26 protein-coding genes, 1 tRNA gene and 1 pseudogene are annotated in these 25,544 nt (G+C 59.6%); 6 read left to right on the forward strand and 22 right to left on the reverse strand.

Features of this window, described 5'->3' with window-relative positions:
* The 5 genes from gcvP to HX793_RS02495 all read left to right on the forward strand — a co-directional run bounded on the left by gcvP (position 1) and on the right by HX793_RS02495 (position 6,729).
* On the forward strand, positions 1-2,838 hold the full coding sequence (gene gcvP / locus HX793_RS02475) for an aminomethyl-transferring glycine dehydrogenase (RefSeq protein WP_177096730.1): 2,838 nt from the start codon (positions 1-3) through the stop codon (positions 2,836-2,838).
* A gap of 163 nt (positions 2,839-3,001) precedes the next feature.
* On the forward strand, positions 3,002-4,378 hold the full coding sequence (locus HX793_RS02480) for an L-serine ammonia-lyase (protein ID WP_177059691.1): 1,377 nt from the start codon (positions 3,002-3,004) through the stop codon (positions 4,376-4,378).
* Positions 4,379-4,416: 38 nt separating this feature from the next.
* Positions 4,417-5,541 (forward strand): glycine cleavage system aminomethyltransferase GcvT, encoded by a 1,125-nt coding sequence (gcvT, locus tag HX793_RS02485; protein ID WP_177004771.1) that lies wholly within the window; start codon positions 4,417-4,419, stop codon positions 5,539-5,541.
* A gap of 391 nt (positions 5,542-5,932) precedes the next feature.
* A complete protein-coding gene (locus HX793_RS02490; protein WP_003365337.1) occupies positions 5,933-6,145 on the forward strand; it encodes a cold-shock protein in 213 nt (70 codons plus the stop codon).
* A gap of 95 nt (positions 6,146-6,240) precedes the next feature.
* Positions 6,241-6,729, forward strand: a complete 489-nt coding sequence (locus tag HX793_RS02495) for an RDD family protein (RefSeq protein WP_016975441.1) — start codon at positions 6,241-6,243, stop codon at positions 6,727-6,729.
* 4 nt (positions 6,730-6,733) lie between these two features.
* Here HX793_RS02495 and nadA read toward each other — a convergent pair whose 3' ends face one another.
* The 4 genes from nadA to HX793_RS02515 form a co-directional block, all read right to left on the reverse strand.
* Complete coding sequence (gene nadA / locus HX793_RS02500) at positions 6,734-7,792, reverse strand: quinolinate synthase NadA (protein ID WP_177096728.1); 1,059 nt, start codon at positions 7,790-7,792, stop codon at positions 6,734-6,736.
* A 233-nt stretch (positions 7,793-8,025) separates the two neighbouring features.
* On the reverse strand, positions 8,026-9,600 hold the full coding sequence (locus HX793_RS02505) for a lactate dehydrogenase (RefSeq protein WP_256348444.1): 1,575 nt from the start codon (positions 9,598-9,600) through the stop codon (positions 8,026-8,028).
* A gap of 126 nt (positions 9,601-9,726) precedes the next feature.
* Positions 9,727-11,013: an OmpP1/FadL family transporter gene (locus tag HX793_RS02510; RefSeq protein ID WP_177053455.1), complete on the reverse strand. Its 1,287-nt coding sequence runs from the start codon at positions 11,011-11,013 to the stop codon at positions 9,727-9,729.
* A 211-nt stretch (positions 11,014-11,224) separates the two neighbouring features.
* Positions 11,225-11,455 (reverse strand): hexameric tyrosine-coordinated heme protein, encoded by a 231-nt coding sequence (locus HX793_RS02515; RefSeq protein ID WP_033902227.1) that lies wholly within the window; start codon positions 11,453-11,455, stop codon positions 11,225-11,227.
* A gap of 164 nt (positions 11,456-11,619) precedes the next feature.
* Between HX793_RS02515 and HX793_RS02520 the strand changes: the two genes are divergently transcribed.
* Positions 11,620-12,228 carry a helix-turn-helix transcriptional regulator gene (locus HX793_RS02520; protein WP_016975445.1) on the forward strand — a complete coding sequence of 203 codons (609 nt, stop codon included), beginning with the start codon at positions 11,620-11,622 and terminating at the stop codon, positions 12,226-12,228.
* Between the two features lie 135 nt (positions 12,229-12,363).
* Here HX793_RS02520 and HX793_RS02525 read toward each other — a convergent pair.
* The 18 genes and pseudogenes from HX793_RS02525 to HX793_RS02605 all read right to left on the reverse strand — a co-directional run bounded on the left by HX793_RS02525 (position 12,364) and on the right by HX793_RS02605 (position 25,448).
* Positions 12,364-12,439, reverse strand: a tRNA-Lys gene (locus tag HX793_RS02525).
* Between the two features lie 63 nt (positions 12,440-12,502).
* Positions 12,503-13,177 (reverse strand): 7-cyano-7-deazaguanine synthase QueC, encoded by a 675-nt coding sequence (gene queC / locus HX793_RS02530; RefSeq protein ID WP_028617741.1) that lies wholly within the window; start codon positions 13,175-13,177, stop codon positions 12,503-12,505.
* A gap of 16 nt (positions 13,178-13,193) precedes the next feature.
* A complete protein-coding gene (gene queE, locus HX793_RS02535; RefSeq protein ID WP_010208116.1) occupies positions 13,194-13,841 on the reverse strand; it encodes a 7-carboxy-7-deazaguanine synthase QueE in 648 nt (215 codons plus the stop codon).
* 164 nt (positions 13,842-14,005) lie between these two features.
* On the reverse strand, positions 14,006-14,839 hold the full coding sequence (gene ybgF, locus HX793_RS02540) for a tol-pal system protein YbgF (protein ID WP_177053380.1): 834 nt from the start codon (positions 14,837-14,839) through the stop codon (positions 14,006-14,008).
* Between the two features lie 6 nt (positions 14,840-14,845).
* Positions 14,846-15,346 carry a peptidoglycan-associated lipoprotein Pal gene (pal, locus tag HX793_RS02545; RefSeq protein WP_003209827.1) on the reverse strand — a complete coding sequence of 167 codons (501 nt, stop codon included), beginning with the start codon at positions 15,344-15,346 and terminating at the stop codon, positions 14,846-14,848.
* Between the two features lie 55 nt (positions 15,347-15,401).
* Positions 15,402-16,682, reverse strand: a complete 1,281-nt coding sequence (gene tolB / locus HX793_RS02550) for a Tol-Pal system beta propeller repeat protein TolB (RefSeq protein WP_032864323.1) — start codon at positions 16,680-16,682, stop codon at positions 15,402-15,404.
* A 17-nt stretch (positions 16,683-16,699) separates the two neighbouring features.
* Complete coding sequence (tolA, locus tag HX793_RS02555) at positions 16,700-17,773, reverse strand: cell envelope integrity protein TolA (RefSeq protein WP_016975448.1); 1,074 nt, start codon at positions 17,771-17,773, stop codon at positions 16,700-16,702.
* Positions 17,773-18,225 (reverse strand): protein TolR, encoded by a 453-nt coding sequence (tolR, locus tag HX793_RS02560; protein ID WP_161979898.1) that lies wholly within the window; start codon positions 18,223-18,225, stop codon positions 17,773-17,775. Before tolR ends, tolA begins: the two co-directional genes overlap by 1 nt.
* A gap of 23 nt (positions 18,226-18,248) precedes the next feature.
* Positions 18,249-18,944: a protein TolQ gene (gene tolQ, locus HX793_RS02565; protein WP_010208111.1), complete on the reverse strand. Its 696-nt coding sequence runs from the start codon at positions 18,942-18,944 to the stop codon at positions 18,249-18,251.
* 1 nt (position 18,945) lies between these two features.
* A complete protein-coding gene (gene ybgC / locus HX793_RS02570; protein ID WP_016973267.1) occupies positions 18,946-19,401 on the reverse strand; it encodes a tol-pal system-associated acyl-CoA thioesterase in 456 nt (151 codons plus the stop codon).
* A gap of 139 nt (positions 19,402-19,540) precedes the next feature.
* The gene (ruvB, locus tag HX793_RS02575; RefSeq protein ID WP_003193867.1) at positions 19,541-20,599 is read right to left on the reverse strand and encodes a Holliday junction branch migration DNA helicase RuvB; all 1,059 of its coding nucleotides are present in this window, start codon (positions 20,597-20,599) and stop codon (positions 19,541-19,543) included.
* Complete coding sequence (gene ruvA / locus HX793_RS02580; protein WP_003175802.1) at positions 20,600-21,211, reverse strand: Holliday junction branch migration protein RuvA; 612 nt, start codon at positions 21,209-21,211, stop codon at positions 20,600-20,602.
* 67 nt (positions 21,212-21,278) lie between these two features.
* Positions 21,279-21,803 carry a crossover junction endodeoxyribonuclease RuvC gene (gene ruvC, locus HX793_RS02585; protein WP_016975450.1) on the reverse strand — a complete coding sequence of 175 codons (525 nt, stop codon included), beginning with the start codon at positions 21,801-21,803 and terminating at the stop codon, positions 21,279-21,281.
* Between the two features lie 47 nt (positions 21,804-21,850).
* Positions 21,851-21,961 (reverse strand): annotated as a pseudogene (locus HX793_RS31165) (outer membrane lipoprotein carrier protein LolA); the annotation flags it as partial.
* On the reverse strand, positions 21,962-22,708 hold the full coding sequence (locus HX793_RS02590) for a YebC/PmpR family DNA-binding transcriptional regulator (RefSeq protein WP_016975451.1): 747 nt from the start codon (positions 22,706-22,708) through the stop codon (positions 21,962-21,964).
* 135 nt (positions 22,709-22,843) lie between these two features.
* Complete coding sequence (aspS, locus tag HX793_RS02595) at positions 22,844-24,619, reverse strand: aspartate--tRNA ligase (RefSeq protein ID WP_021491234.1); 1,776 nt, start codon at positions 24,617-24,619, stop codon at positions 22,844-22,846.
* 107 nt (positions 24,620-24,726) lie between these two features.
* On the reverse strand, positions 24,727-24,948 hold the full coding sequence (locus tag HX793_RS02600; RefSeq protein ID WP_016975453.1) for an FmdB family zinc ribbon protein: 222 nt from the start codon (positions 24,946-24,948) through the stop codon (positions 24,727-24,729).
* A gap of 167 nt (positions 24,949-25,115) precedes the next feature.
* Positions 25,116-25,448 carry a ribbon-helix-helix domain-containing protein gene (locus tag HX793_RS02605; RefSeq protein ID WP_025999665.1) on the reverse strand — a complete coding sequence of 111 codons (333 nt, stop codon included), beginning with the start codon at positions 25,446-25,448 and terminating at the stop codon, positions 25,116-25,118.
* Positions 25,449-25,544: the final 96 nt, after the last annotated feature.

The following is a 25,544-nucleotide window of genomic DNA, read 5'->3' on the forward strand; positions in this document are numbered from 1 at the left end:
ATGACCGTTAACATCAGCACCGCCAACGAATTCATCGCCCGCCACATCGGCCCGCGCCAGGAAGATGAGCAGCAGATGCTCGCCAGCCTGGGCTTCGACTCCCTGGAAGCCCTGAGCGCCAGCGTGATCCCGGAAAGCATCAAGGGCACCAGCGTGCTCGGCCTGGAAGACGGCCTGAGCGAAGCCGACGCACTGGCCAAGATCAAGGCCATCGCCGGCAAGAACCAACTGTTCAAGACTTACATCGGCCAGGGCTACTACAACTGCCACACGCCGTCGCCGATCCTGCGCAACCTGCTGGAAAACCCGGCCTGGTACACCGCCTACACCCCGTACCAACCCGAGATTTCCCAAGGCCGCCTGGAAGCGCTGCTGAACTTCCAGACCCTGATCAGCGACCTCACCGGCCTGCCGATTGCCAACGCATCCTTGCTTGACGAAGCCACCGCCGCCGCCGAAGCCATGACCTTCTGCAAGCGCCTGAGCAAGAACAAGGGCAGCAACGCCTTCTTCGCCTCGATCCACAGCCACCCGCAAACCCTCGACGTGCTGCGTACCCGTGCCGAGCCCTTGGGCATCGACGTGGTGGTGGGCGATGAACGTGAACTGAGCGACGTCAGCCCGTTCTTCGGCGCCCTGCTGCAATACCCGGCCAGCAACGGTGACGTGTTCGACTACCGCGCACTGACCGAGCGCTTCCACGCCGCCAATGCCCTGGTGGCCGTGGCCGCCGACCTGCTGGCCCTGACCTTGCTGGCCCCGCCGGGCGAATTCGGCGCCGACGTGGCCATCGGCAGCGCGCAACGCTTCGGCGTGCCGCTGGGCTTTGGGGGCCCGCACGCGGCGTATTTCTCCACCAAGGATGCGTTCAAACGCGACATGCCGGGCCGCCTGGTCGGTGTGTCCGTGGACCGTTTCGGCAAACCGGCCCTGCGCCTGGCCATGCAGACGCGCGAGCAACATATCCGCCGCGAGAAAGCCACGTCGAACATCTGCACCGCCCAGGTACTGCTGGCCAACATCGCCAGCATGTACGCCGTGTACCACGGCCCCAAAGGCCTGACCCAGATTGCCCAGCGTGTGCACCAGCTGACCGCGATCCTGGCCAAGGGCCTGACCGCCCTGGGCCTGAAGGTCGAGCAGGAAAACTTCTTCGACACCATCACCCTCAACACCGGCACCAACACCGCCGCCCTGCACGACAAGGCCCGCGCCCAGCGCATCAACCTGCGTGTGGTGGATGGCGAGCGTGTGGGTGTGTCGGTGGACGAAACCACCACCCAGGCCGATATTGAAACCCTGTGGGCAATCTTTGCCGACGGCAAGCCCCTGCCCGCTTTCGCCCAGACGGAAAACACGCTGCCAGCCGCCCTGCTGCGCCAGTCGCCCGTCCTCAGCCACCCGGTCTTCAACCGTTATCACTCCGAAACCGAGCTGATGCGCTACCTGCGCAAGCTGGCCGACAAGGACCTGGCGCTGGACCGCACCATGATCCCGCTGGGCTCGTGCACCATGAAGCTCAACGCCGCCAGCGAAATGATCCCGGTGACCTGGGCCGAGTTCGGTGCCCTGCACCCGTTCGCCCCGGCCGAACAAAGTGCCGGCTACCTGGAGCTGACCAGCGACCTGGAAGCCATGCTCTGCGCGGCCACTGGTTATGACGCGATCTCCCTGCAGCCAAACGCCGGTTCCCAGGGCGAATACGCAGGTTTGCTGGCGATTCGTGCCTATCACCAGAGCCGTGGCGATGAGCGCCGCGATATCTGCCTGATTCCCTCGTCCGCCCACGGTACTAACCCGGCCACCGCCAATATGGCCGGTATGCGTGTGGTCGTGACTGCGTGCGATGCACGCGGCAACGTGGACATCGAAGACCTGCGCGCCAAGGCCATCGAGCACCGCGAGCACCTCGCCGCGCTGATGATCACCTACCCGTCCACCCACGGCGTGTTCGAAGAAGGTATCCGCGAAATCTGCGGCATCATTCACGACAACGGCGGCCAGGTGTACATCGACGGCGCCAACATGAACGCCATGGTCGGCCTGTGCGCACCGGGCAAGTTCGGCGGCGACGTGTCCCACCTGAACCTGCACAAGACCTTCTGCATCCCTCACGGCGGTGGTGGCCCGGGTGTTGGCCCGATTGGCGTCAAATCGCACCTCACGCCATTCCTGCCAGGCCACGCCGCCATGGAACGCAAGGAAGGCGCGGTGTGTGCGGCGCCATTCGGCAGCGCAAGCATTTTGCCGATCACCTGGATGTACATCAGCATGATGGGCGGTGCGGGCCTCAAGCGCGCTTCGCAACTGGCGATCCTGAATGCCAACTACATCTCTCGTCGCCTCGAAGAGCACTACCCAGTGCTCTACACCGGCAGCAACGGCCTGGTGGCGCACGAATGCATCCTGGATCTGCGCCCACTGAAAGACAGCAGCGGCATCAGCGTGGATGACGTGGCAAAGCGTTTGATCGACTTCGGCTTCCACGCGCCGACCATGTCGTTCCCGGTGGCCGGCACCTTGATGATCGAGCCGACCGAAAGTGAATCCAAGGAAGAACTGGACCGCTTCTGCAACGCCATGATCGCCATCCGCGAAGAAATCCGTGCGGTGGAAAACGGCACCTTGGACAAGGACGACAACCCACTGAAAAACGCGCCGCACACCGCCGCTGAATTGGTGAGTGAGTGGACCCACCCGTACACCCGCGAGCAGGCGGTGTACCCGGTGCCGTCGTTGATCGAAGGCAAGTACTGGCCGCCGGTTGGGCGTGTGGATAACGTGTTTGGTGATCGCAACCTGGTGTGTGCGTGCCCGTCGATCGAGAGCTACGCCTGATCTGATTGAAGGAACACGGTAAAAAATGTGGGAGCGGGCTTGCTCGCGAATGCGGTCTTTCAGATGTTGAATATTTGACTGACCCACCGCTTTCGCGAGCAAGCCCGCTCCCACATTTGACCGAGTCAGGCTTAGAAAAATAATAAGAAACCGGAGAACAACCATGTCTTTAAGCGTGTTCGACCTGTTCAAGATTGGCATCGGCCCCTCCAGCTCCCACACCGTCGGCCCGATGCGCGCCGCCGCTCGATTCGTCGAGGGCCTCAAACGTGACAACCTGCTGGGCGCCACCACCTGCGTCAAGGTGGAGCTCTATGGGTCGCTGGGCGCCACCGGCAAAGGCCACGGCAGCGACAAAGCCGTGCTGCTGGGTCTGGAAGGCGAACACCCGGACACCGTGAATACCGAAACCGTGGCCACCCGCCTGGCGCAGATGCGCAAGGACGGGCGCCTGAATTTGCTCGGGGAACACAGCATTGCGTTCAACGAGAAAGAACACCTGGCGATGATTCGCAAACCCCTCGCCTATCATCCCAACGGCATGATTTTCCGCGCCTTCGACGCCGCCAATATCCAGATCCGCAGCCGCGAGTATTATTCGGTGGGTGGTGGATTTGTGGTGGATGAAGACGCCGCCGGCGCCGACCGGATTGTCGAAGACGCCACACCGCTGACCTTTCCTTTCAAGCATGCCAAAGACCTCCTCGGCCATTGCACCACCTACGGGTTGTCCATCAGCCAGGTGATGCTGACCAATGAGAGCGCCTGGCGCCCTGAAGCGGAAACCCGCGCCGGGCTGCTGAAGATCTGGCAGGTGATGCAAGACTGTGTGGACGCAGGTTGTCGTAACGAAGGGATTCTGCCCGGTGGTTTGAAGGTCAAGCGTCGCGCCGCGGCACTGCATCGCCAACTGTGCAAACACCCGGAGTCGGCGCTGCGTGATCCACTGTCAGTGCTGGATTGGGTCAACTTGTACGCCCTGGCCGTCAACGAAGAAAACGCCAACGGCGGCCGCGTGGTCACCGCGCCCACCAACGGCGCGGCCGGGATCGTACCGGCAGTGTTGCATTACTACATGCGCTTTATCCCCGGCGCGAACGAAGATGGCGTGGTGCGCTTTCTGCTCACTGCCGCCGCTATCGGCATTCTGTACAAGGAAAACGCGTCGATCTCCGGCGCCGAAGTCGGCTGCCAGGGTGAAGTCGGTGTGGCTTGCTCCATGGCCGCCGGCGCGTTGTGCGAAGTCTTGGGCGGCAGCGTTTCCCAGGTGGAAAACGCCGCCGAAATCGGCATGGAGCACAACCTTGGCCTGACCTGCGACCCGATTGGCGGGCTGGTGCAGGTGCCCTGTATCGAGCGCAATGCGATGGGCTCGGTCAAGGCGATCAATGCGGTGCGCATGGCCTTGCGCGGCGACGGTCAGCACTTCGTGTCCCTCGACAAGGTCATCCGCACCATGCGCCAGACCGGCGCCGACATGAAAAGCAAATACAAGGAAACCGCCCGTGGCGGTTTGGCGGTCAACATTATCGAGTGCTGACGCCCAAGGCGCGCCAGCACGTTTTTCAGGAGCTGAATATGTCCACCGAAACCCTGTTGAAAACCCCTCTGCACGCCCTGCACATCGAGCTGGGCGCACGCATGGTGCCCTTCGCCGGCTACGACATGCCGGTGCAATACCCGCTGGGCGTGATGAAGGAACACCAGCACACCCGTGATCAGGCCGGGTTGTTCGACGTGTCCCACATGGGCCAGATCCGCCTCACCGGGGCCAATGCTGCTAAAGCCTTGGAAACCCTGGTGCCGGTCGACATCATCGACCTGCCGGTGGGCATGCAGCGCTACGCGATGTTCACCAACGACCAGGGCGGCATTCTCGATGACCTGATGGTGGCCAACCTGGGTAACGACGAACTGTTCCTGGTGGTCAACGCCGCCTGCAAGGACCAGGACCTGGCACACCTGCGCCAACATATCGGTGACCAGTGCACCATCGAGCCACTGTTTGAAGAACGCGCACTCCTGGCCCTGCAAGGTCCGGCAGCAGTGAAGGTACTGGCGCGCCTGGCGCCGGAAGTCACCAAGATGACCTTCATGCAGTTCGCCACGCTGCGCCTGCTGGGCGTGGACTGTTATGTCAGCCGTTCGGGCTACACCGGCGAAGACGGCTTTGAGATCTCCGTGCCGGCCGCCAATGCCGAAAGCCTCGCGCGCAGCCTGCTGGCCGAGACCGAAGTACAGGCCATCGGCCTGGGCGCCCGCGACTCGCTGCGCCTGGAAGCCGGCCTGTGCCTGTACGGCCATGACATGAACACCGACACCACACCGATCGAAGCCAGCCTGTTGTGGGCGATCTCCAAGGCCCGCCGTGCCGACGGTGCGCGTGCCGGTGGCTTCCCGGGTGCGGACAACATCTTCACCCAACAGCAAACCGGTGTGAGCCGCAAACGTGTAGGCCTGTTGCCGCAAGAACGCACGCCGGTGCGTGAAGGTGCAGAAATCGTCGACGCAGACGGCACCGTGATCGGCAGCGTCTGCAGCGGCGGCTTTGGTCCGACCCTGGGCGGCCCGCTGGCCATGGGTTACCTGGACAGCGCCTTCATCGCACTGGATACCGAAGTCTCTGCGTTGGTACGTGGGAAAAAGGTGCCACTTCGTGTAAGTAAAATGCCATTTGTGCCGCAACGTTACTACCGTGGCTGATTGACTGTTTCTATAAGTAACGCGATTGCGTTAACGCGCACTAATTTGTAACGCAATCGCCATAAAACAGTGCACTCCCGATAGTCTTTTTTATAGAGGTCAACCTATAACAAGTGATCAACTCTATCGAATAAGTCGGATCCAGATCATTCACCCAAGTGTCATAAGCCCAAGCAAAACCTGGGCTTTTGGCAGGGCTTGTTTTTTCTCCATTAGTTGGCGTAGAGTTTGCCCACTGTGTTTGCATGGGTCGCTTGGAACCTGGACCTGGGCAGTAGCTGAAGTAGTTGCTACAACCCGTTCGACGTCTCTTACTTTCCTGCAACCCAGCCCAGTACTCTTTCCTGCGAAAGGGGCTGTCATTAATTTTTAGCGTCAAGGAAATAAGAAAATGGCTGAACGTCAGAGCGGTACCGTCAAGTGGTTTAACGACGAGAAAGGGTTTGGTTTTATCACTCCAGAAAGCGGTCCGGATCTGTTCGTGCATTTCCGCGCTATTCAGGGCAACGGCTTCAAGAGCCTGAAAGAAGGCCAGAAAGTGACGTTCGTGGCTGTGCAAGGCCAAAAAGGCATGCAGGCTGACGAAGTACAAGCAGAAGGCTGATCCCTCCTGCGACAAAAAGCCCCTGATGGTGACATCAGGGGCTTTTTTATGCGCGTTTGCTCGTAAAATGGCTTTTTTCAGAAGAGAGCCCTGCCATGTCAAAACCCCTGCTGAGCCCACAAGGCGAGTTCCCCGCCGTTGGCCTGGGCCGTCGTCTGGCAGCGATGTTCTATGACTTCCTGTTGTGCACTGCCCTGCTGATCGTCACCGCGTTCATCTACAAGCTGATCTGGATCGCGTTTGTCGGTGAAGCGAAGATGCGTACCCTGACCGAGTCCGGCGCGCTGGACGGCGACCCATTGCTGTCGACGATTCTGTTGTTTGTACTGTTCGGCTTCTTCGCCAAGTTCTGGACCCATTCCGGGCAGACCCTGGGCATGCAGGTGTGGGGCGTGCGCGTGCAGAACGCTGATGGCTCGCGGATCAGCCTGTGGCAGGCGCTGTTGCGCTTTGTGGTGTCGATTGCGTCGTGGTTGTGCGTGGGGCTTGGGTTCATCTGGTCGCTGTTTGATAAGCGCAAACGCAGCTGGCATGACATCTATTCCGACAGCCAGCTGGTTCGTATCCCCAAACAGAAAAAGTAGCGACTCAGGCGTTGCCAGCCAGCTTCAGGCGGGCGGCCAGGGTGAAGTCCAACATGCGCTTGAGCGGGCGCACTGCCTGCGGGATCACCGACGGCTCGACGAAGATCTCGTTGCTGCCCTCACGCAGGCACTGCAGCGTGCGTTCCAGCGTGTTCATCGCCATCCACGGGCAGTGCGCGCAACTGCGGCACGCAGCGCCGTTGCCGGCGGTAGGCGCTTCCACAAAGACCTTGTCCGGGCACAGCTGCTGCATCTTGTAGAAGATGCCGCGGTCGGTGGCGACGATGAAGGTCTTGTTCGGCAGGCGCTGAGCGGCAGCAATCAATTGGCTGGTCGAACCTACGGCATCCGCCAGTTCGATCACCGAGGTCGGCGACTCGGGGTGCACGAGGATGGCGGCATCCGGGTACAGCGCCTTCATGTCTTCCAACTGCTTGGACTTGAACTCTTCGTGGACAATGCAGGCACCGTCCCACAGCAGCATGTCGGCACCGGTCTGGCGCTGGATGTAAGTGCCCAGGTGTTTGTCCGGACCCCAGATAATCGTCTCGCCGTTGTCCATCAGGCTTTCGACGATTTCCAGCGCGCAACTCGATGTCACCACCCAATCCGCCCGGGCTTTGACCGCCGCCGAGGTGTTGGCGTACACCACCACGGTGCGCTCGGGATGCTGGTCGCAGAACGCCGAGAATTCCTCCACCGGGCAACCCAGGTCCAGGGAACACGTGGCTTCCAGGGTCGGCATGAGGATGCGTTTTTCGGGGGTGAGGATCTTGGCGGTTTCGCCCATGAAACGCACGCCGGCGACCAATACGGTCTTGGCCGGGTGGGCGGCGCCGAAGCGGGCCATTTCCAGGGAGTCGGAAACGCAGCCGCCGGTTTCTTCGGCCAGAGCCTGAATCACCGGGTCACAGTAGAAGTGGGCAACCAGCACCGCGTCTTGAGCCTTGAGCTCGGCGGCGATGGCGGTACGCAGGCCCGCCTCTTCAGCGGCGCTGAGGGCCTTGGGCTGCTTGGCGTCGAGATGGGCTTGAACCAGAAGGCGTTCGGAAATTTGCGTCATGTTCGCAAGACCTGCAGGCGCAGTTGCGCGAAAGTCGAGTGTACCACCGGCTCTGGAGCCCTTCGGGCGCCGCCGGACGAAGTGATTGTGTTCATCAAGCACGGGTTAAAGTGAAGCTGCGCAAGGCTACAGAATATCCAAGGGTTTCAAAAGCCTAATCTGGCATTCGCAGGCACGTCTGTCGGGCAAAAAAAGGCGCCTCCATCACTGGAGGCGCCTTTTTTACAGCCGTGTCAGCGTGCCAGTGCGGACGGATCTTCCTGCAACAGCACCGAAGCATGCAGGTTGGCCAGGGCTTCCTTCACAGTGGACTCCTCCAGCGCATCCTTGGACTTCTTGCTTTCCTTGGCCGCATATTCGAGCAACACCAGGTAGTCGCGCTTGACCGACGCCTCTTTCGGTACCGTGGTGTCTTCCACCAACTTGCCCGTCACATACTGCTGCGTGCGGGTGTTCTGGCTGGCACTTTGATCGAGGGTTGCACTGGCCAGCAGGCCGTCCTTGTAGGAGAGCCTGGCCGAACTGCTGGCGTTGTCCTGCACTTGCACGTAGCGATAGTTCTGCGACTCTGCGTTGCCGTCCAGGGCTGGCGCTTTGCCGCCCTTGAGCCCTTTATGGAAACTCGCGGAGAGGCTCGACTGCTGGTCCTGGCTGACACTGCGATCCAACAGGCTGTTGCCGCCAACGCGGGTCTTTTGCGAGACCTCATAGGCAAAGCTGTCCACCTCAGATGGACGCATTGGGTTGGGCGATTCGCTGGCCTGTTTGATGGATGCCTTGAAATCCGCCAAGCCGGTCAACAAGCCCTGATCGGTCGAGTTACGCGTCAGCGCTTCGGGCGGGGTAACGCCCTGTGGATAATGGCTGTTCATAGCGCTGAAGGCGTCTTTGAACATCGCCATCAGCTCTGGCTTGGCACTGCCGCGCTCTTGTGTCCGGTCGAATTGAGCGAGGTAGCTTTGCAGGGCCTTGGCCTGTTGCTTGGCGTTGCCGAGGATCGCGGCGTTTTTCAGGTCGACGGCCAGGTTCAACTCGCCGAGCGGGCCACTCATGCGCGTGGTGCGGCTCTGGCTGTCGGCGTGGAAGGCCAGGTTCAGGTCCTGGCCGTCCAGGGATTTGAGCTTGGCATTGAGGTCCACCGACGCCAGCAGCTTGGTATCAAACTGCGTCAGTTGGCTCAGGTCGAGCTTCGGCGGCGTTGCCGTCAATCCATCCACGGCGGACTGGAAGGCGCTGCCCAGTTTGCCGACGGCCTTGAGCTCCTCATCGCTCAAGGTGCCACCGTCTACTGTAGCCTGCACACCCAGGCCATCGGTCTGGCTCGAGAGGCTGAAGGTGACGGTCTTGCCGCTGGCGGTCTTGATGCTGAGGCTGACCAGGTTGTCGGCCTTGGTGTGCAGCAGACCCTGATCAACTTTGATTTCACCCACGTTCGCCGCGCGGTCGGCACTCGCGAACATTACCGACTGGGAAACCGCTGCGCCGCCCTTGGCGAACTGCGCAATCAGGCCGGCGCCCAAGCCATTGAAGCGGTTGGCCGTCGACTGCGAGTTGAAGTTGGCGTTGAGCGATTTGCTGAGCGCGTCCTGGCTGTCACTTTCCCAGGCGCGCACGGTTTCTTGACCCGGTAATTGCCCGCGACGGGAATAGGTGTCGGAAAGCGTATCGGAGACGACGTTGCCCAGGCTGACGACTGAAGAGGGCCGAGTGACGGTGACAACCGTGGTCTGTGGCAAGGTCGCCGGCGAAGGCTCCTCTGGCCGAATACCAAGAGAATTGACAGCGTTGATGGGAGATAGAGTGTTCATGACGATCCCTGTCTTCAAATGAATAGCCTCTAATTTAACCAAGGCACAAATGGATTGACAGAGACGGCGTCAAAAATAGCAGCAAAGAGCCATCATTTGTTTGGCTCTTTACTGCCCTGCGCGATTTTAGAACCGGTAAGTCACCGACCCACCGAACCCATTGGCGCTGTTTTCATACTTGGCATCGTAGGTCAGGCCCACCTGGGAAAGGTTCTGATGGACCTTGATCGGCTCTTCCTTGAGGTAGGAATACGCCACATCGAAGGTCAGATTGTCGACAGGTGTCCACCCGGCGCCCAGGCTGAAAACAGTGCGGTCACCCGTAGGAATCCGCACGGAACGGTCGGTGTTGTTGGTGGGCGTCTGGTCCACCGAGAACCCGGTCCGCAGCACCAGTTGTTTGTTGACCCGATACGCCGCGCCGATGGCGTGGGACCAGGTGTCATGCCAGTGCTGTTGCTCGGTGATCGAGCCCAGGCCGCCGAACTGCGCGGTGAGGTCGGATACACCATCGTTGTTGATGGTGATCTTCTTCAGTTGGCTCCAACGGGTGTAGGTGCTGCCGAGGTAGAGCGTCCAGTCGTCATTGAGTTGATGGGTGACAGAGAAGTCGACCGAAGACGGCGTGGTGACGTTCAAGCTGGCGTCATAGCGCTGTGGCCCCCCGTCAAAGGCATCGGAAATCAAACCGGAGGCGTGGGTTTTGCCGGTGAGGTGGTACACCACCTGCGAGTGGTAGGTCACGCCGATGCGTGTACTTTCGAGGGGTTGTACCAGGATACCAGCGTTGAACCCGGTGGCGTTGTCATCGCCTTTGACCTTCACGCTTTCGCCCGCGCCGCCACCCAGCGGCACATTGGAATCCAGCTCGCCACTGATGCGGTTGAAGGTCGGGCCGAAGCCCACCGACACTTTATCGTTGAAGGCATAGCTGACCGTCGGCTGCACGGTGATGACCGAAACCTTGCTCTTGTTGCCGAAGCCATTGCCCTGGAAGCTGTGCTCATAGTCGGTCACCAGGCCGAACGGTGCATAGATACCTAAACCGAACGCCCAGTGCTCATCGATGGGCGTGACCAGATAGCCCATCGGCACGGCAATACCGGGCACCATGTCGCCTTTGTTGGTGCCTGGGTTGTCGGCGCCGAACTGCGAGGAGCTGGCGTTTTTGATATCGGTTTTGGCATCGAGGTAAGTCGCACCGAGGCTGACTTCATTCTGCTTCAGGCGAGACATACCGGCGGGGTTGCCGAACACGGTACTGGCGTCTTCGGCCGATGAGGAGCGACCGGCATAGCCCGTGCCCATTGAACTGATACTTTGTTCATTGAGCGCGAAACCACCGGCGAATAGCTGGGTTGAGGCAAGGGAAACGGCGAGCGCCAAGGCGCCTTTAAGAGTTTTGTTATTCATTATTAGGACTCGAATTGTGGGGCAGCGACGAGGAAGCTACCAACGTTCGAGCGAGGGGTTTATGAAGAGTTTTTCATGCGGAGGATTGTCGGACAATCCTATGTATATCAAGGACTTTTGTTATTTTATCGTCTCTTTTTTTGACCTTTAAACCCCGTTATGACCGGTCAGTTCCGGGAAGCCAGCAGAGACCGCTGGCTGCCGGGTCGCGCTACACGTTCCAGTATTTATTGGCCGCCGCAATCGTCGCAAATTCCGTCGCGACCACATGGCCAATGCTGATCAGCATTGCCGCGTCATTGGCATACACATCGCGCAAGCGACCGCGTACCGCTTCATCGGGTTGGGTAGCCTTGATCACCAGCCGCGCCATTTTGATAGCCAGCTCGCGCCCCTCTTCGGGGGTTGCGGTGACCAGTGAATTGTTGGGTATCAGACTCATCAGGCATTTCCTTTTTATAGATCGCACAGTGCGATGGCGCAGAGGATTCTAATCACTGTCGAGCCATATTGACAATATTTGTTGTTATTATTGTTTTTTCTCCATGAACTGGATTTGTTAACGCTATACTCGCCCCTCTCAATCGCCAGCGAACCTGAACGCCCGTGAGTACCAAAAGTGACATCCTGCAGCTTCTCCAGCGCGAGCCACTGACCGTGGTGCAGCTCTGCGAACTTCTGGCCGTGACCCGCAATGCCGTGATCGTGCAGCTCAAACAGTTGGAGTCGGAGGGGTTGGTGCGCCGCAGCAAGATCCGTCCGCCTAACACCGTGGGCAAGCCTCCCGTGATCTTCGAAGCCGCACCGGGCAGCGAGGATGTCACCTCAACGGCTTATCAAATTCTGCTCACGCAATTGCTGGCCACCCTGAAGGACCGCTACAACGTCGACGAGCTGGGTGATGTGCTGGAGCAGACTGGCCGTCAATTGGCCCAACGGGCCGGCCTGGCCAAGCCTGAGGATTTCGACAGCGGCCTGCGCGCGGCCATGGCCGCCGCCGACGCATTGGGCGCGAGTACCGAGGCGGTGCCCCAAGAAGGCGGTGTGATGGTGCGCAACTTCACTTGCCCGGTGGGTAGCGTCGTACGTGAGGAGCAATGCGTGTGCAGGGCGATGGCGGCGTTCTTTTCCGAAGCCACCGGGAGGCCGGCGAGCGAACAGTGCTTGCGGGAGGATCGGCTGATTTGTCAGTACTTTATCGAGCACAGCGCCTGACAGGATTTCCCGAGAAATAAAAAAGGCCCCGGACTCTTCACGAGCCGGGGCCTTTAGTAACGTTTCGAACAGGCAAAAAAAAACCCGGAAATCCTCACTTGCGTGGGCCTTCCGGATTTTCTAAACCGCCAAAAATGGTGGGTCGTGTGGGATTCGAACCTACGACCAATTGGTTAAAAGCCAACTGCTCTACCAACTGAGCTAACGACCCGCTGTGTGGTGGCGCGTATAATACTGATTTCTAAGGATTATTCAACACCTTATTTGAAATAAATCAGAAATAACGCGTTGGGTCAGTAATTCCGGCCGCTTGGAAGCCTTCTGCACGCAGTCGGCAGCTGTCGCATTTCCCACAAGCACGACCGTCATCGTCTGCCTGATAGCAGGAAACTGTCAGCGAATAATCTACGCCAAGTCCTACACCAGCCTTGACGATATCGGCCTTGCTCAGGTTTTGCAGCGGCGCCAGGATGCGAAAGCCCTGCCCTTCCACACCGGCTTTGGTCGCCAGGTTGGCCATGCGTTCGAACGACTCGACGAACTCCGGGCGGCAGTCCGGGTAACCAGAGTAATCCACTGCGTTGACGCCGATGAAGATGTCGCGAGCGTTGAGCACTTCTGCCCAGCCGAGGGCCAGCGACAGGAACACGGTGTTGCGTGCCGGCACGTAGGTCACCGGGATGCCTTCGCTGGGGGCTTCCGGCACATCGATGCTGCTGTCGGTCAGCGCGGAGCCGCCGATGCCGTTGAGGTTCAGGCCGATCACCTTGTGCTCGACCACCCCCATCTCACGGGCGACACGGGCAGCCGCGTTCAGTTCGGCGCGGTGACGCTGGCCGTAGTCGAAGCTCATGGTGTAGCAGCTGTAGCCTTGCGCCTGGGCCATGGCCACCACGGTGGCCGAGTCAAGGCCGCCGGACAGCAGGATTACCGCGCGTTTTTGATCCATTGTGTGTTCAGTCATATCAGCGTCCTGGCTCGTCGTTCCAAAGGTATTTATGCAACTGCAATTGCAGGCGCACCGGTAGGTTGTCTGCAACCACCCAATCAGCGAGGTCGCGTGCGTTCAGGTCATGGTGGCTAGGCGAGAACAGCACTTCGCCTGCACGGCGGTCCAGCCCGTATTGAATCAGCTTGGAATTCGCCCAGTCGTAGTCATCGCGCGAACAGATAACAAACTTGACCTGATCGTTGGCCGTCAGCAGCTCGATGTTCTCGTAGCGGTTGCGGTGCGCTTCCTTGGAGTCGGGGGTCTTGAGGTCGACCACGCGGCTGACACGGGGGTCGACCGCTGAGATGTCCAGGGCGCCACTGGTCTCCAGGGAAACCTCGTAGCCGGCATCACACAGCTGCTTGAGCAACGGAATGGCATTGGGCTGGGCCAACGGTTCACCGCCGGTCACACAGACGTAGCGCGGCTTGTAGCCGGCGACCTGCTCCAGGATGTCATCGAGGGTGCGCACCGTGCCGCCACTGAAGGCATAGGCGCTGTCGCAGTATTGGCAACGCAAGGGGCAACCGGTCAGGCGCACAAACACTGTGGGCAGGCCAGCGGTCCGCGTTTCACCCTGCAACGAGTAAAAAACTTCGGTAATACGTAATGTGTCTTGCATAGTCGCCACGGGCGTAACAGCTAAACAGGCTGTCCGCCTCCGTCAGGCACTTTGAGGGACCCCGCCAACGCGTAGACCCCAAAAAGCGTGTTTCATAAAAGGGCGTGGATTCTAACGAAAAAACCCGCGCCAGGCGCGGGTTTCTTCTAAACGGGCTGTATCGCTTACAAGCGCTGCAGATCCCGTTGAGCCAACTGGGCAGCGGAAGTCCCCGGATATTGGGCCACAACCTGCTGCAGAATGCCTTTGACCTTGTCGGTATGACCCAGGCGGCGTTCTACGTCAGCGAGTTTGTACAGCGAGTCCGGCACCTTGGCGTGCTTGGGGTACAGCTGGCTGACCTTGGCAAATGCCTGGCCCGCGCCCTGTAGATCACCCTTGGCCAGGTTGACTTCACCCAACCAGTATTGGGCGTTGCCCGCGTACTGACTGTTTGGGTATTTGCGCAGGAAAGCGGTAAATGCCTGGCTGGCCTTATCGAAATCCTTGACTTTGATCAGGTCGAAGGCTGCATCGTAATACAGCTTTTCCTTCGCCGGATCACCCGGTTCGCTGCTCGCGGCAGGGGCTTGGCTGGCAGCCGCCCCTGCTGCTGCACCACCGGCAGCAGCGCTTGGCGCACCACCGGCAGAAGAATTATCAGGAGTTGCGGCAGGTTGAACGCCGGCTCCAATGCGTCGATCAAGATCCTGGTAACGCTCCAGGCCTTCTTGCTTCAGCTGGTTCACTTGGTTCTGCAGTACTTCAATGGTGCCTTGTTGCTGCGCCAGTTGATCCTGCATACGTTGCAGCTGGTTGAACAGTTCGCCCTGTGCCGAGGGAGCGGACGTAGCCGCTCCCCCCGCATAGGCGCCGTTCGTGCCATAACCCGCTGGCGGATAGCTGCTCCCGCTATTGTTATAGCCAGAGTTGCTATCTTCCACAGGAACCGCAGCCCACACCGCAAGCGGTGCGAGGCTGAGAGCCAATACAGTTAGAGCACGACGGCACGTTCGCATGACGAATTACTTACGCAGTTCGACGCGACGGTTTTGAGCCCAGGACTGCTCGTCGTGGCCAGTAGCAACTGGACGCTCTTTACCGTAGGAAACCAGTTCCAGTTGGCCTGGAGCAACACCTTGCAGTACCAGGTAGCGCTGAACGGCTTTCGCACGACGCTCGCCCAGTGCCATGTTGTACTCACGAGTACCACGTTCGTCAGTGTTACCTTCCAGAACAACGCGAGCGCCGTTAGCTTTCAGGTCCTTCGCGTGAACGTCCAGAGCGCGCATGGCTTCTGGCTTCAGGTCCGAACTGTCGTATTCGAAGTAGAAAGTGGTGATAGCGCGCAGAGCAGCTTCTTCGCTCAGGGAGCCGTCAACCGCACCAGTGTTAGCGCCGTAACCAGCGTTTGGATCAACAGCTGCGCCTTCACCGGCATTGTCGCCGCCTTTAGACGAGCAACCAACGGCTACGGACAGAGCCAGAGCCAGAGCAGCAAACTTACCAAACTTCAGCATTTCCATCGTGAAACTCCTAATGAACCCCAGTGTGTTAAGCAAATCTTTTTGTAGCGCCGCGTCAGTTCAGGTAAGGGGACCAGGATGGTTCTCTGACTTCGCCTTGTGCGGTAGGAAGTGGGAGCCTTACGCGTCCATTAATGGACACGAGCATCAAGACTCCCCGGCCCTGCTGGCGGGTGGCGTAGATTACCATGGTGCCGTTGGGCGCAACAGTGGCTGACTCATCAAGGTTGGTATCTGTAAGGATTTTTACGGTTCCGCGCTGCAAATCCTGGGCCGCAACCCGGAAATTAGTGAAACCATCCTGACGGTGAATCATCACCAACGTCTTTTCATCGGCCGAAAGCTTAGGGTTGGCGTTGTAGTTACCGATAAAAGTAACGCGCTCTGCACCACCACCATTCACGTTCGCCTTGTAGACCTGTGGCTTGCCGCCGCGGTCAGAGGTGAAGTAGATGGTCGAACCATCCTTGCCCCAGAACGGTTCGGTATTGATACCCGGGCCGCTGGTTACACGGGAGATCTGGCGCGAAGCCATGTTCATCACGTAGATGTCCGGGTTGCCATCCTTGGACAGCACGAACGCCAGGCGCGAACCATCCGGCGACCAGGCCGGTGCACCGTTGAGGCCTTCGAAGTTAGTGATCTGCTCACGACGGCCAGTATCAATGTGCTGGACAAAGATACGCGGACGCTTCTGCTCAAAAGACACGTAGGCAATACGCTTGCCGTCCGGCGCAAAGCGCGGCGACAGGATGGGCTCACGTGATTGCAGCAAGGTCACAGCCCGTGCGCCGTCGTAGTCCGAGCGCTGCAAAGTGTAACGAGTGTTGTCTACGGAAAAACGTTCAGCCGTTACGTACAGCAGACGCGTCGAGAAAGCACCCTTGATACCGGTGAGCTTTTCAAAGGACTGGTCCGAGATGTAGTGGGCCATGTCACGGATCTGCTCGGCCGTGCCCGACACGCTACCGGTCAGAACCTGCTGCTCGGTCGCCACGTTGAACAAGGTGTAGGTGATTTGCAGACGACCACCGGCCGGCGTGATATTGCCGACCATCAGGTACTGCGCACCTACCGCTTTCCAGTCGCGGAACACGACTTCGCTGGCCTGGTTTGGCTGGCTGATCATGTTGCCTTTTGGAATCGGTGCGTAGTAGCCGGAGTTGCGCAGGTCGTCACTGACGATCTGGGCCATGTCGTCCGGCAGCACGCTGCCGCCCTGCCAGCCGAACGGTACTACCGCGATCGGGGTGGCCCGATCGCTACCGCTGGTGACCAGGATGTTCTTTTCATCCGCCGCCGCTATCCCTGCCATACAGCAAATAACGACAAGCATTCCTCGAAGAAGGTTTCTCACAAGGCTAGATCCTCAGGTGTGAATGTCATCTTGAATGAACGATAGGGAGCGAAGTCGCTTGGTTTCATTCCCTGCATCTCGGTCAACCGGCCAATATTCTTGACCGCGGCAACCGCCGAACTGTCGAACGAACCGTCACCACTGGACTTGGACACGCTGACCGAAGTCACCGTACCGTCCGGCAACATGCCGATCTGCAGCACTACTGTCATGCCTTTACGTGCCGAAGGTGGACGTGTCCATCCTTCTGCTGCTCGCGCCCGAATCAGGTCGTCGAAACTGCCCGCGACTTCATCACCACGTTCATCGGCCAAGGCTTGCTGACGCTGCGGCGTGTCGGAGAGCAAGTCTGCCAAGGCCTGGGCCTTTTTCTCTTCGGCGGATTTGCGCGCTGCTTCCTGGGCCTTTTTCTTCTGGGCGTCGGCGGCGGCTTTCTTCTTCGCGTCGTCGGCGACTTTTTTCTTCGCCTCGTCTGCTTCAGCTTTTTTCTTGGCGTCTTCGGCGGCTTTCTTCTTCGCGTCTTCGACTATTTTCTTCTTGGCGTCTTCAGCGGCCTTTTTCTTGGCCTCTTCTTCAGCAGCCTTCTTGGCTTCTTCTTCAGACTTCTTCTTGGCTATATCAGCCAATTGTTTCTCTTCGGCCTTTTTGGCTTCGGCAGCTTTCTCGGCTTTCTTGGCTTCATCAGCCTTTTTCGCCTCGTCCGCTTTCTTGGCTTCGTCAGCCTTTTTCGATTCCTCGGCCTTTTGAGCCGCCTCTTCTTTCTTTTGTTCCGCAGCAGCCTTCACCGCTTCCTGCTCGACCTTCTTCTGTTCCATCTGTTCGACTTCAGTCTGGCGCGCAGCCGACTTCTGGGCCTCACCCGCAATCTTCTGATTGGTCTGGGTGGTGGCCTGACTTTTCGATTTCAGCTGATACAGGGTCGCCTGCACGATCGGCTTGGCTGGCGGCAGGTCCGGGGTCATGGCAAAGCTGACAAACAGCATGCCAAACACCAGGACGTGCAGGGCAATTGCCCAGACGCTAGGCCAGAAGTAGCTTTCCGAGGCGGACGGCTCTCGCTGTTGCTGCATCAGGGCGCCTCGGTAATCAAGCCAACGTTACCCACGCCGGCCTTCTGCAGCCCGCCCATGGCGCCCATGACGGAGCCGTAGTCGACCGATTTATCACCGCGAATGAAGACCTGGGTGTGCTTGCCGCCTTCGTTACCGGAGCGAATGATCTTGGTCACCGCGTCGGTCATCGCCGGCAAGGTCAGGGCCTTGTCCTGCTGCTTCTGAGTGTCGACCTCGCTGCCAAGGTTCCAGTAATAGGTCTTGTCGGACTTGATCGAAATGGTCAGCACCTGGGTGTTGTTGTCCTGGGGCAAGGCTTCGCTGGAAACCTTGGGCAGGTCGACCTTCACGCCCTGGTTGAGCATCGGCGCGGTCACCATGAAGATAACCAGCAGCACCAGCATCACGTCGATGTAAGGCACTACGTTCATCTCGGCGACCGGCTTGCGCTTGGTTCGAGCTCGAGTGATTAAAGCCATCGTGAGATACCTGCTTATTCTTCGCTGGTGTGCACTTTACGGTGCAGGATCGCCTGGAATTCATCGGCGAAGGTGTAGTAACGGCCAATCAGGTTCTCGCCGCGGGCGGCAAAACGGTTGTAGGCGATTACTGCCGGGATAGCAGCGAACAAACCGATCGCGGTGGCGATCAGGGCTTCGGCAATACCCGGGGCCACGGTGGCCAGGGTCGCTTGCTGGGCCTGGGCCAAACCACGGAAGGAGTTCATGATGCCCCACACAGTACCGAAGAGGCCGATGTACGGGCTTACAGAACCGACGGTGGCGAGGAACGGCAGGCTTTGCTCAAGCTTCTCTTCTTCGCGGGAAATGGCGACGCGCATGGCGCGGGCCACGCCTTCCATTACAGCTTCCGGGTCAACACCGGGCTGCTGGCGCAGGCGCGAGAACTCCTTGAAGCCGGCGCGGAAGATCTGCTCGACGCCCGAATCCGGGTCCGGGTTGCTGCCCGCCTGACGGTACAGCTTGGACAGGTCGATACCCGACCAGAAGCGCTCTTCAAAGCTCTCCAGGGCACGTCGACCGGCACGCAGCAGATTGCTGCGCTGAAAAATCATGACCCAAGAGGTAACCGATGCGGCTACCAGGGTCAGCATGACCAGTTGAACCACAACACTGGCATTGCTGACCAGGCTCCACATGGAGGAATGGTCGACGACGGTAGGTTCCACGCTAAATCTCCTGCTTTGATTGTTTACCCGCGCCGCTTACGTCGGCAAAGGCCGCACGTAGAGCTTCGGGAATGGCCCGGGGTTTCAAACTATGGGTGCGCACACAGGCCACCAGGAACTGCCCCTCACAGAGCAGCGTTGCATCCGTTGCCCGCCTGACCTGCTGCTTGAAACGCAGGCTGACACGGTTCAATTCGATTACTTCAGCGCTGACCAACAATTCGTCATCCAGCCGCGCCGGCGCGTGATACCGCGCCTCGCTGGAATGCACGACGAATAACAGGTCCTCCCCTGCCAGCTGGGATTGGGCAAAGCCCAGCTCCCGTAGCCGCTCGGTTCGAGCCCGCTCCATGAACTTGAGGTAGTTGACGTAATACACGATGCCGCCTGCATCGGTGTCCTCGTAATAAACGCGACAGCGATGTGCGAACGACTGATCCCCGTTTTGCGCGCGCATACTCTAGTGCTTACTCCTCAGGTTGCCAATCCGGCTGGGCAACTGTTTTTTCGTTGTTTGAAACATTTCTACTGACTGAATGACGACACCAGCCACTAGGACAGCACAAACCTCGGATAAATCGTCTGGCGTGAAGCTTTTAATCGTCCACTGCATCGAGGAATTCGTCTACTACAGGCATCTCGCCCAATCGTGACGGAATGTTTAACCCGAAGTGCAGATAGGCGTGGCGCGTGACCACTCGCCCCCTCGGCGTACGCATGATGTAACCCTGTTGGATCAGATATGGCTCCAGCACATCCTCAATGGTATGGCGCTCTTCACTGATGGCCGCGGCCAGGCTGTCGACCCCCACCGGGCCACCGTCGAACTTCTCGATCATGGTCAAGAGTAGACGTCGATCCTGGTGATCGAAGCCGTGCTCATCCACATCCAGCAGGTTCAACGCCAAGTCGGCCACCGCCTTGGTGATGTGCCCCTTGGCCCGCACCTCGGCAAAGTCCCGCACGCGACGCAGCAAGCGGTTGGCAATACGTGGCGTACCGCGGGCCCGACGGGCGATTTCAAACGCGCCTTCCGGGTCCAGCGGCAAACCGAGAATGCTCGCCGAACGGCTGACGATGGTCGCCAGGTCTGCTGTGCTATAGAACTCTAGACGTTGAACAATGCCGAAACGGTCTCGCAACGGGTTGGTGAGCATGCCCGCACGTGTTGTGGCACCGACCAACGTGAACGGTGGCAGGTCGAGCTTGATCGAGCGAGCGGCCGGACCTTCGCCAATCATGATGTCGAGCTGGAAGTCCTCCATCGCCGGGTACAGCACTTCCTCGACGATTGGCGAGAGCCGGTGGATTTCGTCGATAAACAGCACGTCATGGGGCTCGAGATTGGTCAGCAACGCCGCCAGATCCCCCGGACGCTCCAGCACCGGGCCGGAGGTGGACTTGATCGACACCCCCATTTCCTGGGCGATGATGTTGGCCAGGGTGGTCTTGCCCAATCCAGGCGGCCCGAAGATCAGCGTGTGGTCCAGGGACTCACTGCGCCCGCGCGCAGCCTGGATGAACAACTCCATCTGCTCACGCACGGTGGGCTGACCGATGTATTCGGCCAGGCTCAGGGGGCGGATGGCGCGGTCCTGGACCTCTTCACGGTCGCGCGGGCCAGTGGCTGCAATCAGACGATCAGCTTCAATCACTTAAATCATTCCCTTCAGGGCGCGGCGGATCATGTCTTCACTGCTCAGGTTCTTGTCCTTGATGGCCGACACGGCCTTGCTGGCTTCCTGCGGCTTGTAGCCCAGGGAAATCAGGGCGCTGACGGCATCGCTTTCGGCGCTGGCGACCTGGCCAGCCGGCATATCCGGCTGATTCGGCACCAGGGCGAACATGCTCGGCACCACTTCCCAGGCCTTGAAGCGGTCCTTGAGTTCCACCAGCAGGCGCTCGGCGGTCTTCTTGCCGACGCCCGGCACCTTGGTCAGCGCCGACGTGTCCTGGGCCGACACGGCACGCACCAGCTCATCCACTTCCAGGCTCGACATCAACGCCAGGGCCAGTTTCGGGCCCACGCCGTTGAGGCGGATCAGCTCACGAAAGAAGTCGCGGTCACGCTTGCCAATGAAGCCATAGAGTAGCTGTGCGTCCTCGCGCACCACCAAGTGGGTGTGCAGCGTAATCGGCTCACCGACCGACGGTAGGCGATACAGGGTGGTCATGGGCACTTCCAGCTCATACCCCAGCCCATTCACATCCAGAATCAGGTGCGGCGGCTGTTTCTCAGCCAGGGTGCCGCGCAAGCGTCCAATCACGGTTCAGATCCTTAAAGCTTGGGGTCAGATCAAGGCCTGACCGGAAATTACGATTGCGCTGATGCTATCAGAGACGCAGGCGCCCGCCACGACTGCGTGCCGTACCCAGCCCATGAGGCAGCAGGCTGGAACGGGTGTGCGCATGGCAAATGGCAATGGCCAGGGCGTCGGAGGCGTCGATCTGCGGTTTTGAGGTGAGCTTGAGCATGTGCATGACCATCATCTGCACCTGCTCTTTATTGGCCGCACCGGTGCCGACCACGGCCTGTTTGACTTGGGTCGCGGTGTATTCGGCGATTTCCATGCCCTCCTCCGCTCCAGCAACGATGGCGGCGCCACGGGCCTGACCCAGTTTCAACGCCGAATCGGCATTTTTTGCCATGAACACCTTTTCGATGCCCATGGTGACCGGCCCGTAGGTCTGGATCACTTCACGCACGCCGCGATAGACGATCTGCAGGCGCTCGGCCAACTCGCCCGCGCCGGTGCGGATGCAGCCCGAGGCGACGTAGACACAGCCGCGCGGGGTCTGTTGCACCACGCCAAAACCGGTGATGCGCGAACCGGGGTCGATACCTAGGATTAAAGTCATAACGCCTGCGGGTTTATTGAATTGAGGCATCAGAGACGACGCCTACTCACTGTAGGAGCGAGCTTGCTCGCGAAAAACTCGAAAGCGCCGCTGGGTGTCAGATGTCCAGCGTTATCGTTGACGATTTTCGCGAGCAAGCTCGCTCCTACAGGGGGCAGTTAGCCAAGTTGTGCAGCCACATCTTCCGGGATGTCAGCGTTCGAATACACGTTCTGCACATCATCCAGGTCTTCCAGCATATCCAGCATCTTCAGCACCTTCTGCGCACCGTCCAGGTCCAGCTCGGCGCTGGTGGTCGGCAGCATCACGATCTCCGCGTCGGTGCCTTTGAAGCCGGCGGCTTCCAGCGCATTGCGCACGGCGTAGAAGCTGGCAAACGAGGTGAATACATCGATGGAGCCGTCTTCGTTGGTCACCACGTCGTCTGCGTCTGCTTCCATGGCAGCTTCCATCAAAGCGTCTTCATCCGTACCCGGAGCGAAGGTGATCTGCCCCTTGCGCTCGAACAGGTAAGCCACCGAACCGTCGGTACCAAGGTTGCCACCGCACTTGCTGAAGGCATGACGTACGGCTGCCGCGGTACGGTTGCGATTGTCAGTCATGCACTCGACCATCACCGCCACGCCGCCCGGGCCGTAGCCTTCGTAGCTCAGTTCGACCATGTCGTCGGTATCGGCCGCACCGGCGCCACGGGCCACGGCGCGGTCGATGATGTCGCGGCTCATGTTGGCCCCCAGGGCCTTGTCCAGGGCCAGGCGCAGACGCGGGTTGGAGCCGGGGTCACCACCGCCCTGGCGGGCGGCGACGGTCAGCTCGCGGATCCACTTGGTGAAGATCTTGCCTTTCTTGGCATCCTGACGCTCTTTGCGGTGCTTGATGTTCGCCCACTTGGAATGGCCAGCCATAACACAACTCCGAAATTCTGTAGAAACCTTGATCAACCCCGCCCCAGGCGGGAGGTAGTCCTTTAACGCAAAGGCGCATCCGAAGATGCGCCTTTTTAGACTGCGTAAACCTCAGTGCGCTTTCACGCAGCAGCCTTACTCAGCCTTCGGCGTCTCACGCAGGCGGATGTGCAACTCGCGCAATGCCTTGGCATCCACCACACCCGGAGCCTGGGTCATGACGTCCGCAGCGCTCTGGGTTTTCGGGAAGGCAATCACTTCACGGATCGACTGGGCGCCGGTCATCAGCATCACCAGGCGGTCCAGACCGAACGCCAGGCCACCGTGCGGCGGCGCGCCGTATTTCAGGGCGTCGAGCAGGAAGCCGAACTTCTCTTCCTGTTCCGCTTCGTTGATGCCCAACAGGCGGAAGACCGCTTGTTGCATCTCTTTGCGGTGGATACGGATCGAACCGCCACCCAGTTCAGTGCCGTTGAGCACCATGTCGTAGGCGCGGGACAGCGCGCCCGCCGGGTTGGCTTCCAGCTCGGCTGGCGAGCACTTCGGCGCGGTGAACGGGTGGTGCAAGGCGCTGAAGCTACCGTCGTCGTTCTCTTCGAACATCGGGAAGTCAACGACCCACATCGGGGCCCATTCACAGGTCAGCAGGTTCAGGTCGTGGCCCAGCTTGATCCGCAGCGCGCCCAGGGCTTCGCTGACAATCTTGGCCTTGTCGGCGCCGAAGAACACGATGTCGCCGTCAACCGCACCAACGCGATCGAGGATCGCGTTGAGGTTGTCCAACGGGATGTTTTTCACGATCGGCGATTGCAGACCGTCAACACCGTTGGCGCGCTCGTTGACCTTGATGTACGCCAGGCCCTTGGCACCGTAGATGCCGACGAACTTGGTGTAGTCGTCGATCTGCTTGCGCGGCATGCTCGCGCCGCCAGGCACGCGCAGGGCGGCAATGCGGCATTTCGGGTCGTTGGCCGGGCCGCTGAACACCTTGAAGTCGACTTCCTTGAGCTGGTCGGCCACGTCCACCAGTTCCAGCGGGTTACGCAGGTCTGGCTTGTCGGAACCGTAGCGGCGCATGGCTTCTTCGAAGGTCATGTGCGGGAAGTCGCCGAATTCCAGGTCCAGCACTTCCTTGAACAGGTTGCGGATCATCTGCTCGGTCAGGCCCATGATCTCCTTTTCATCGAGGAAGCTGGTCTCGATGTCGATCTGGGTGAATTCCGGCTGACGGTCGGCGCGCAGGTCTTCGTCACGGAAGCACTTGGCGATCTGGTAGTAACGGTCGAAGCCGGCCACCATCAACAATTGCTTGAACAGCTGCGGCGATTGCGGCAGGGCGAAGAACGAACCGGCGTGGGTGCGGCTCGGCACCAGGTAGTCACGCGCGCCTTCCGGGGTGGCCCGGGTCAGGATCGGGGTTTCAACGTCCAGGAAGCCGTTTTCGTCGAGGAAGCGGCGGATGCTGGTGGTCATGCGCGAACGCAGGCGCAGCTTCTCGGCCATTTCCGGACGACGCAGGTCCAGGAAGCGATAGCGCAGGCGGGTTTCTTCGCCGACGTCGGAGTATTCGTTGAGTGGGAACGGCGGGGTTTCCGACTCGTTCAGCACTTCCAGCTCGTAGCCCAGCACTTCGATGCCGCCGGAGGCCATGTTCTTGTTCACGGCACCGGCCGGACGCAGGCGTACCTTGCCGGTGATCTTCACGACGTATTCGCTGCGCACGCGGTCGGCGGCGGCGAAGCTCTCGGCGCGATCCGGGTCGAACACCACCTGGGCCAGACCATCACGATCACGGATATCGAGGAAAATCACCCCGCCGTGGTCGCGGCGACGGTGAACCCATCCGCAAAGGGTGATTTCCTGACCTTCCAGGGTCTCGTTCAGTTGGCCGCAATAGTGGCTGCGCATCATGGTAGTGGTTTCACTTCTCGTAATTCGAAATTCGGTGGAGGCTTGCCTCGTCACCGTACATTAAAGCAGGGGACGGATAATGCAGGAGCCTGCGCGTAGAGTTCAACTCAGTCTGCTTTGTCGCCGCCCGCCAGATTCTTCTTCGAGCCGGTCTTGAAGTCGGTCTCGTACCAGCCGCTGCCGCTCAGGCGGAAGCCTGGCATGGACAACATTTTCTTGAGCTGCGGCGCTTGGCAGGCCGGGCAATCGACCAGCGGCGCGGCGCTGATCTTCTGAATGGCTTCCAACTGATGACCACAGGAAGCACATTGATAGTCGTACATGGGCATGGCGATGTCTCGGCGATCAGAACGTTACTGCGCCACGCCTGCTCCGGGATTACCCGGCACGCGCAGCAAAGCGCGGGATTATATCTGGTAAATCGAGGCAGCGCAGCCGGCTTTCTGCCCCGGGGCCACCCCCACCTTGAAGAAGGACCGACCCCGAAGCCCGGTGGCTACGAAGCTTCAACACATCCTTTCAAGGCGTGAACCACACACACCACCCTGACCAACCCACTGAAGTTCTTCACGCCGCCATGACGCAAGTGCACTTCCCGATCCACATAAGACAGCAACGCACTGACCGAACAGGCATTGATCCTGGCAATTTCCGTGAGGATATTCCAATAGATCTGCTCCAGCCGCAGGCAAGTGGAGAACCCGTTGAGCCTCACCGACCGGGACAGTGGCTTGGCCAGCCCCATGTCGAACCCTTTGACAAAGGGGTCGACCTTTATTTTATGAAAACCAGCGGTTTCCATGATTCCATTACCCACTCCGCGTGACATACACCTGACACTCCATTGCCAAACAGCCGCCCATGGGTTGTCCCATTGGGCAATGGCCTTATAAAACAGCAGGCAGAGTGCAGCAGCCAGAAGACG

Source organism: Pseudomonas reactans, assembly GCF_013387025.1.
Lineage (GTDB): Bacteria > Pseudomonadota > Gammaproteobacteria > Pseudomonadales > Pseudomonadaceae > Aquipseudomonas > Aquipseudomonas reactans.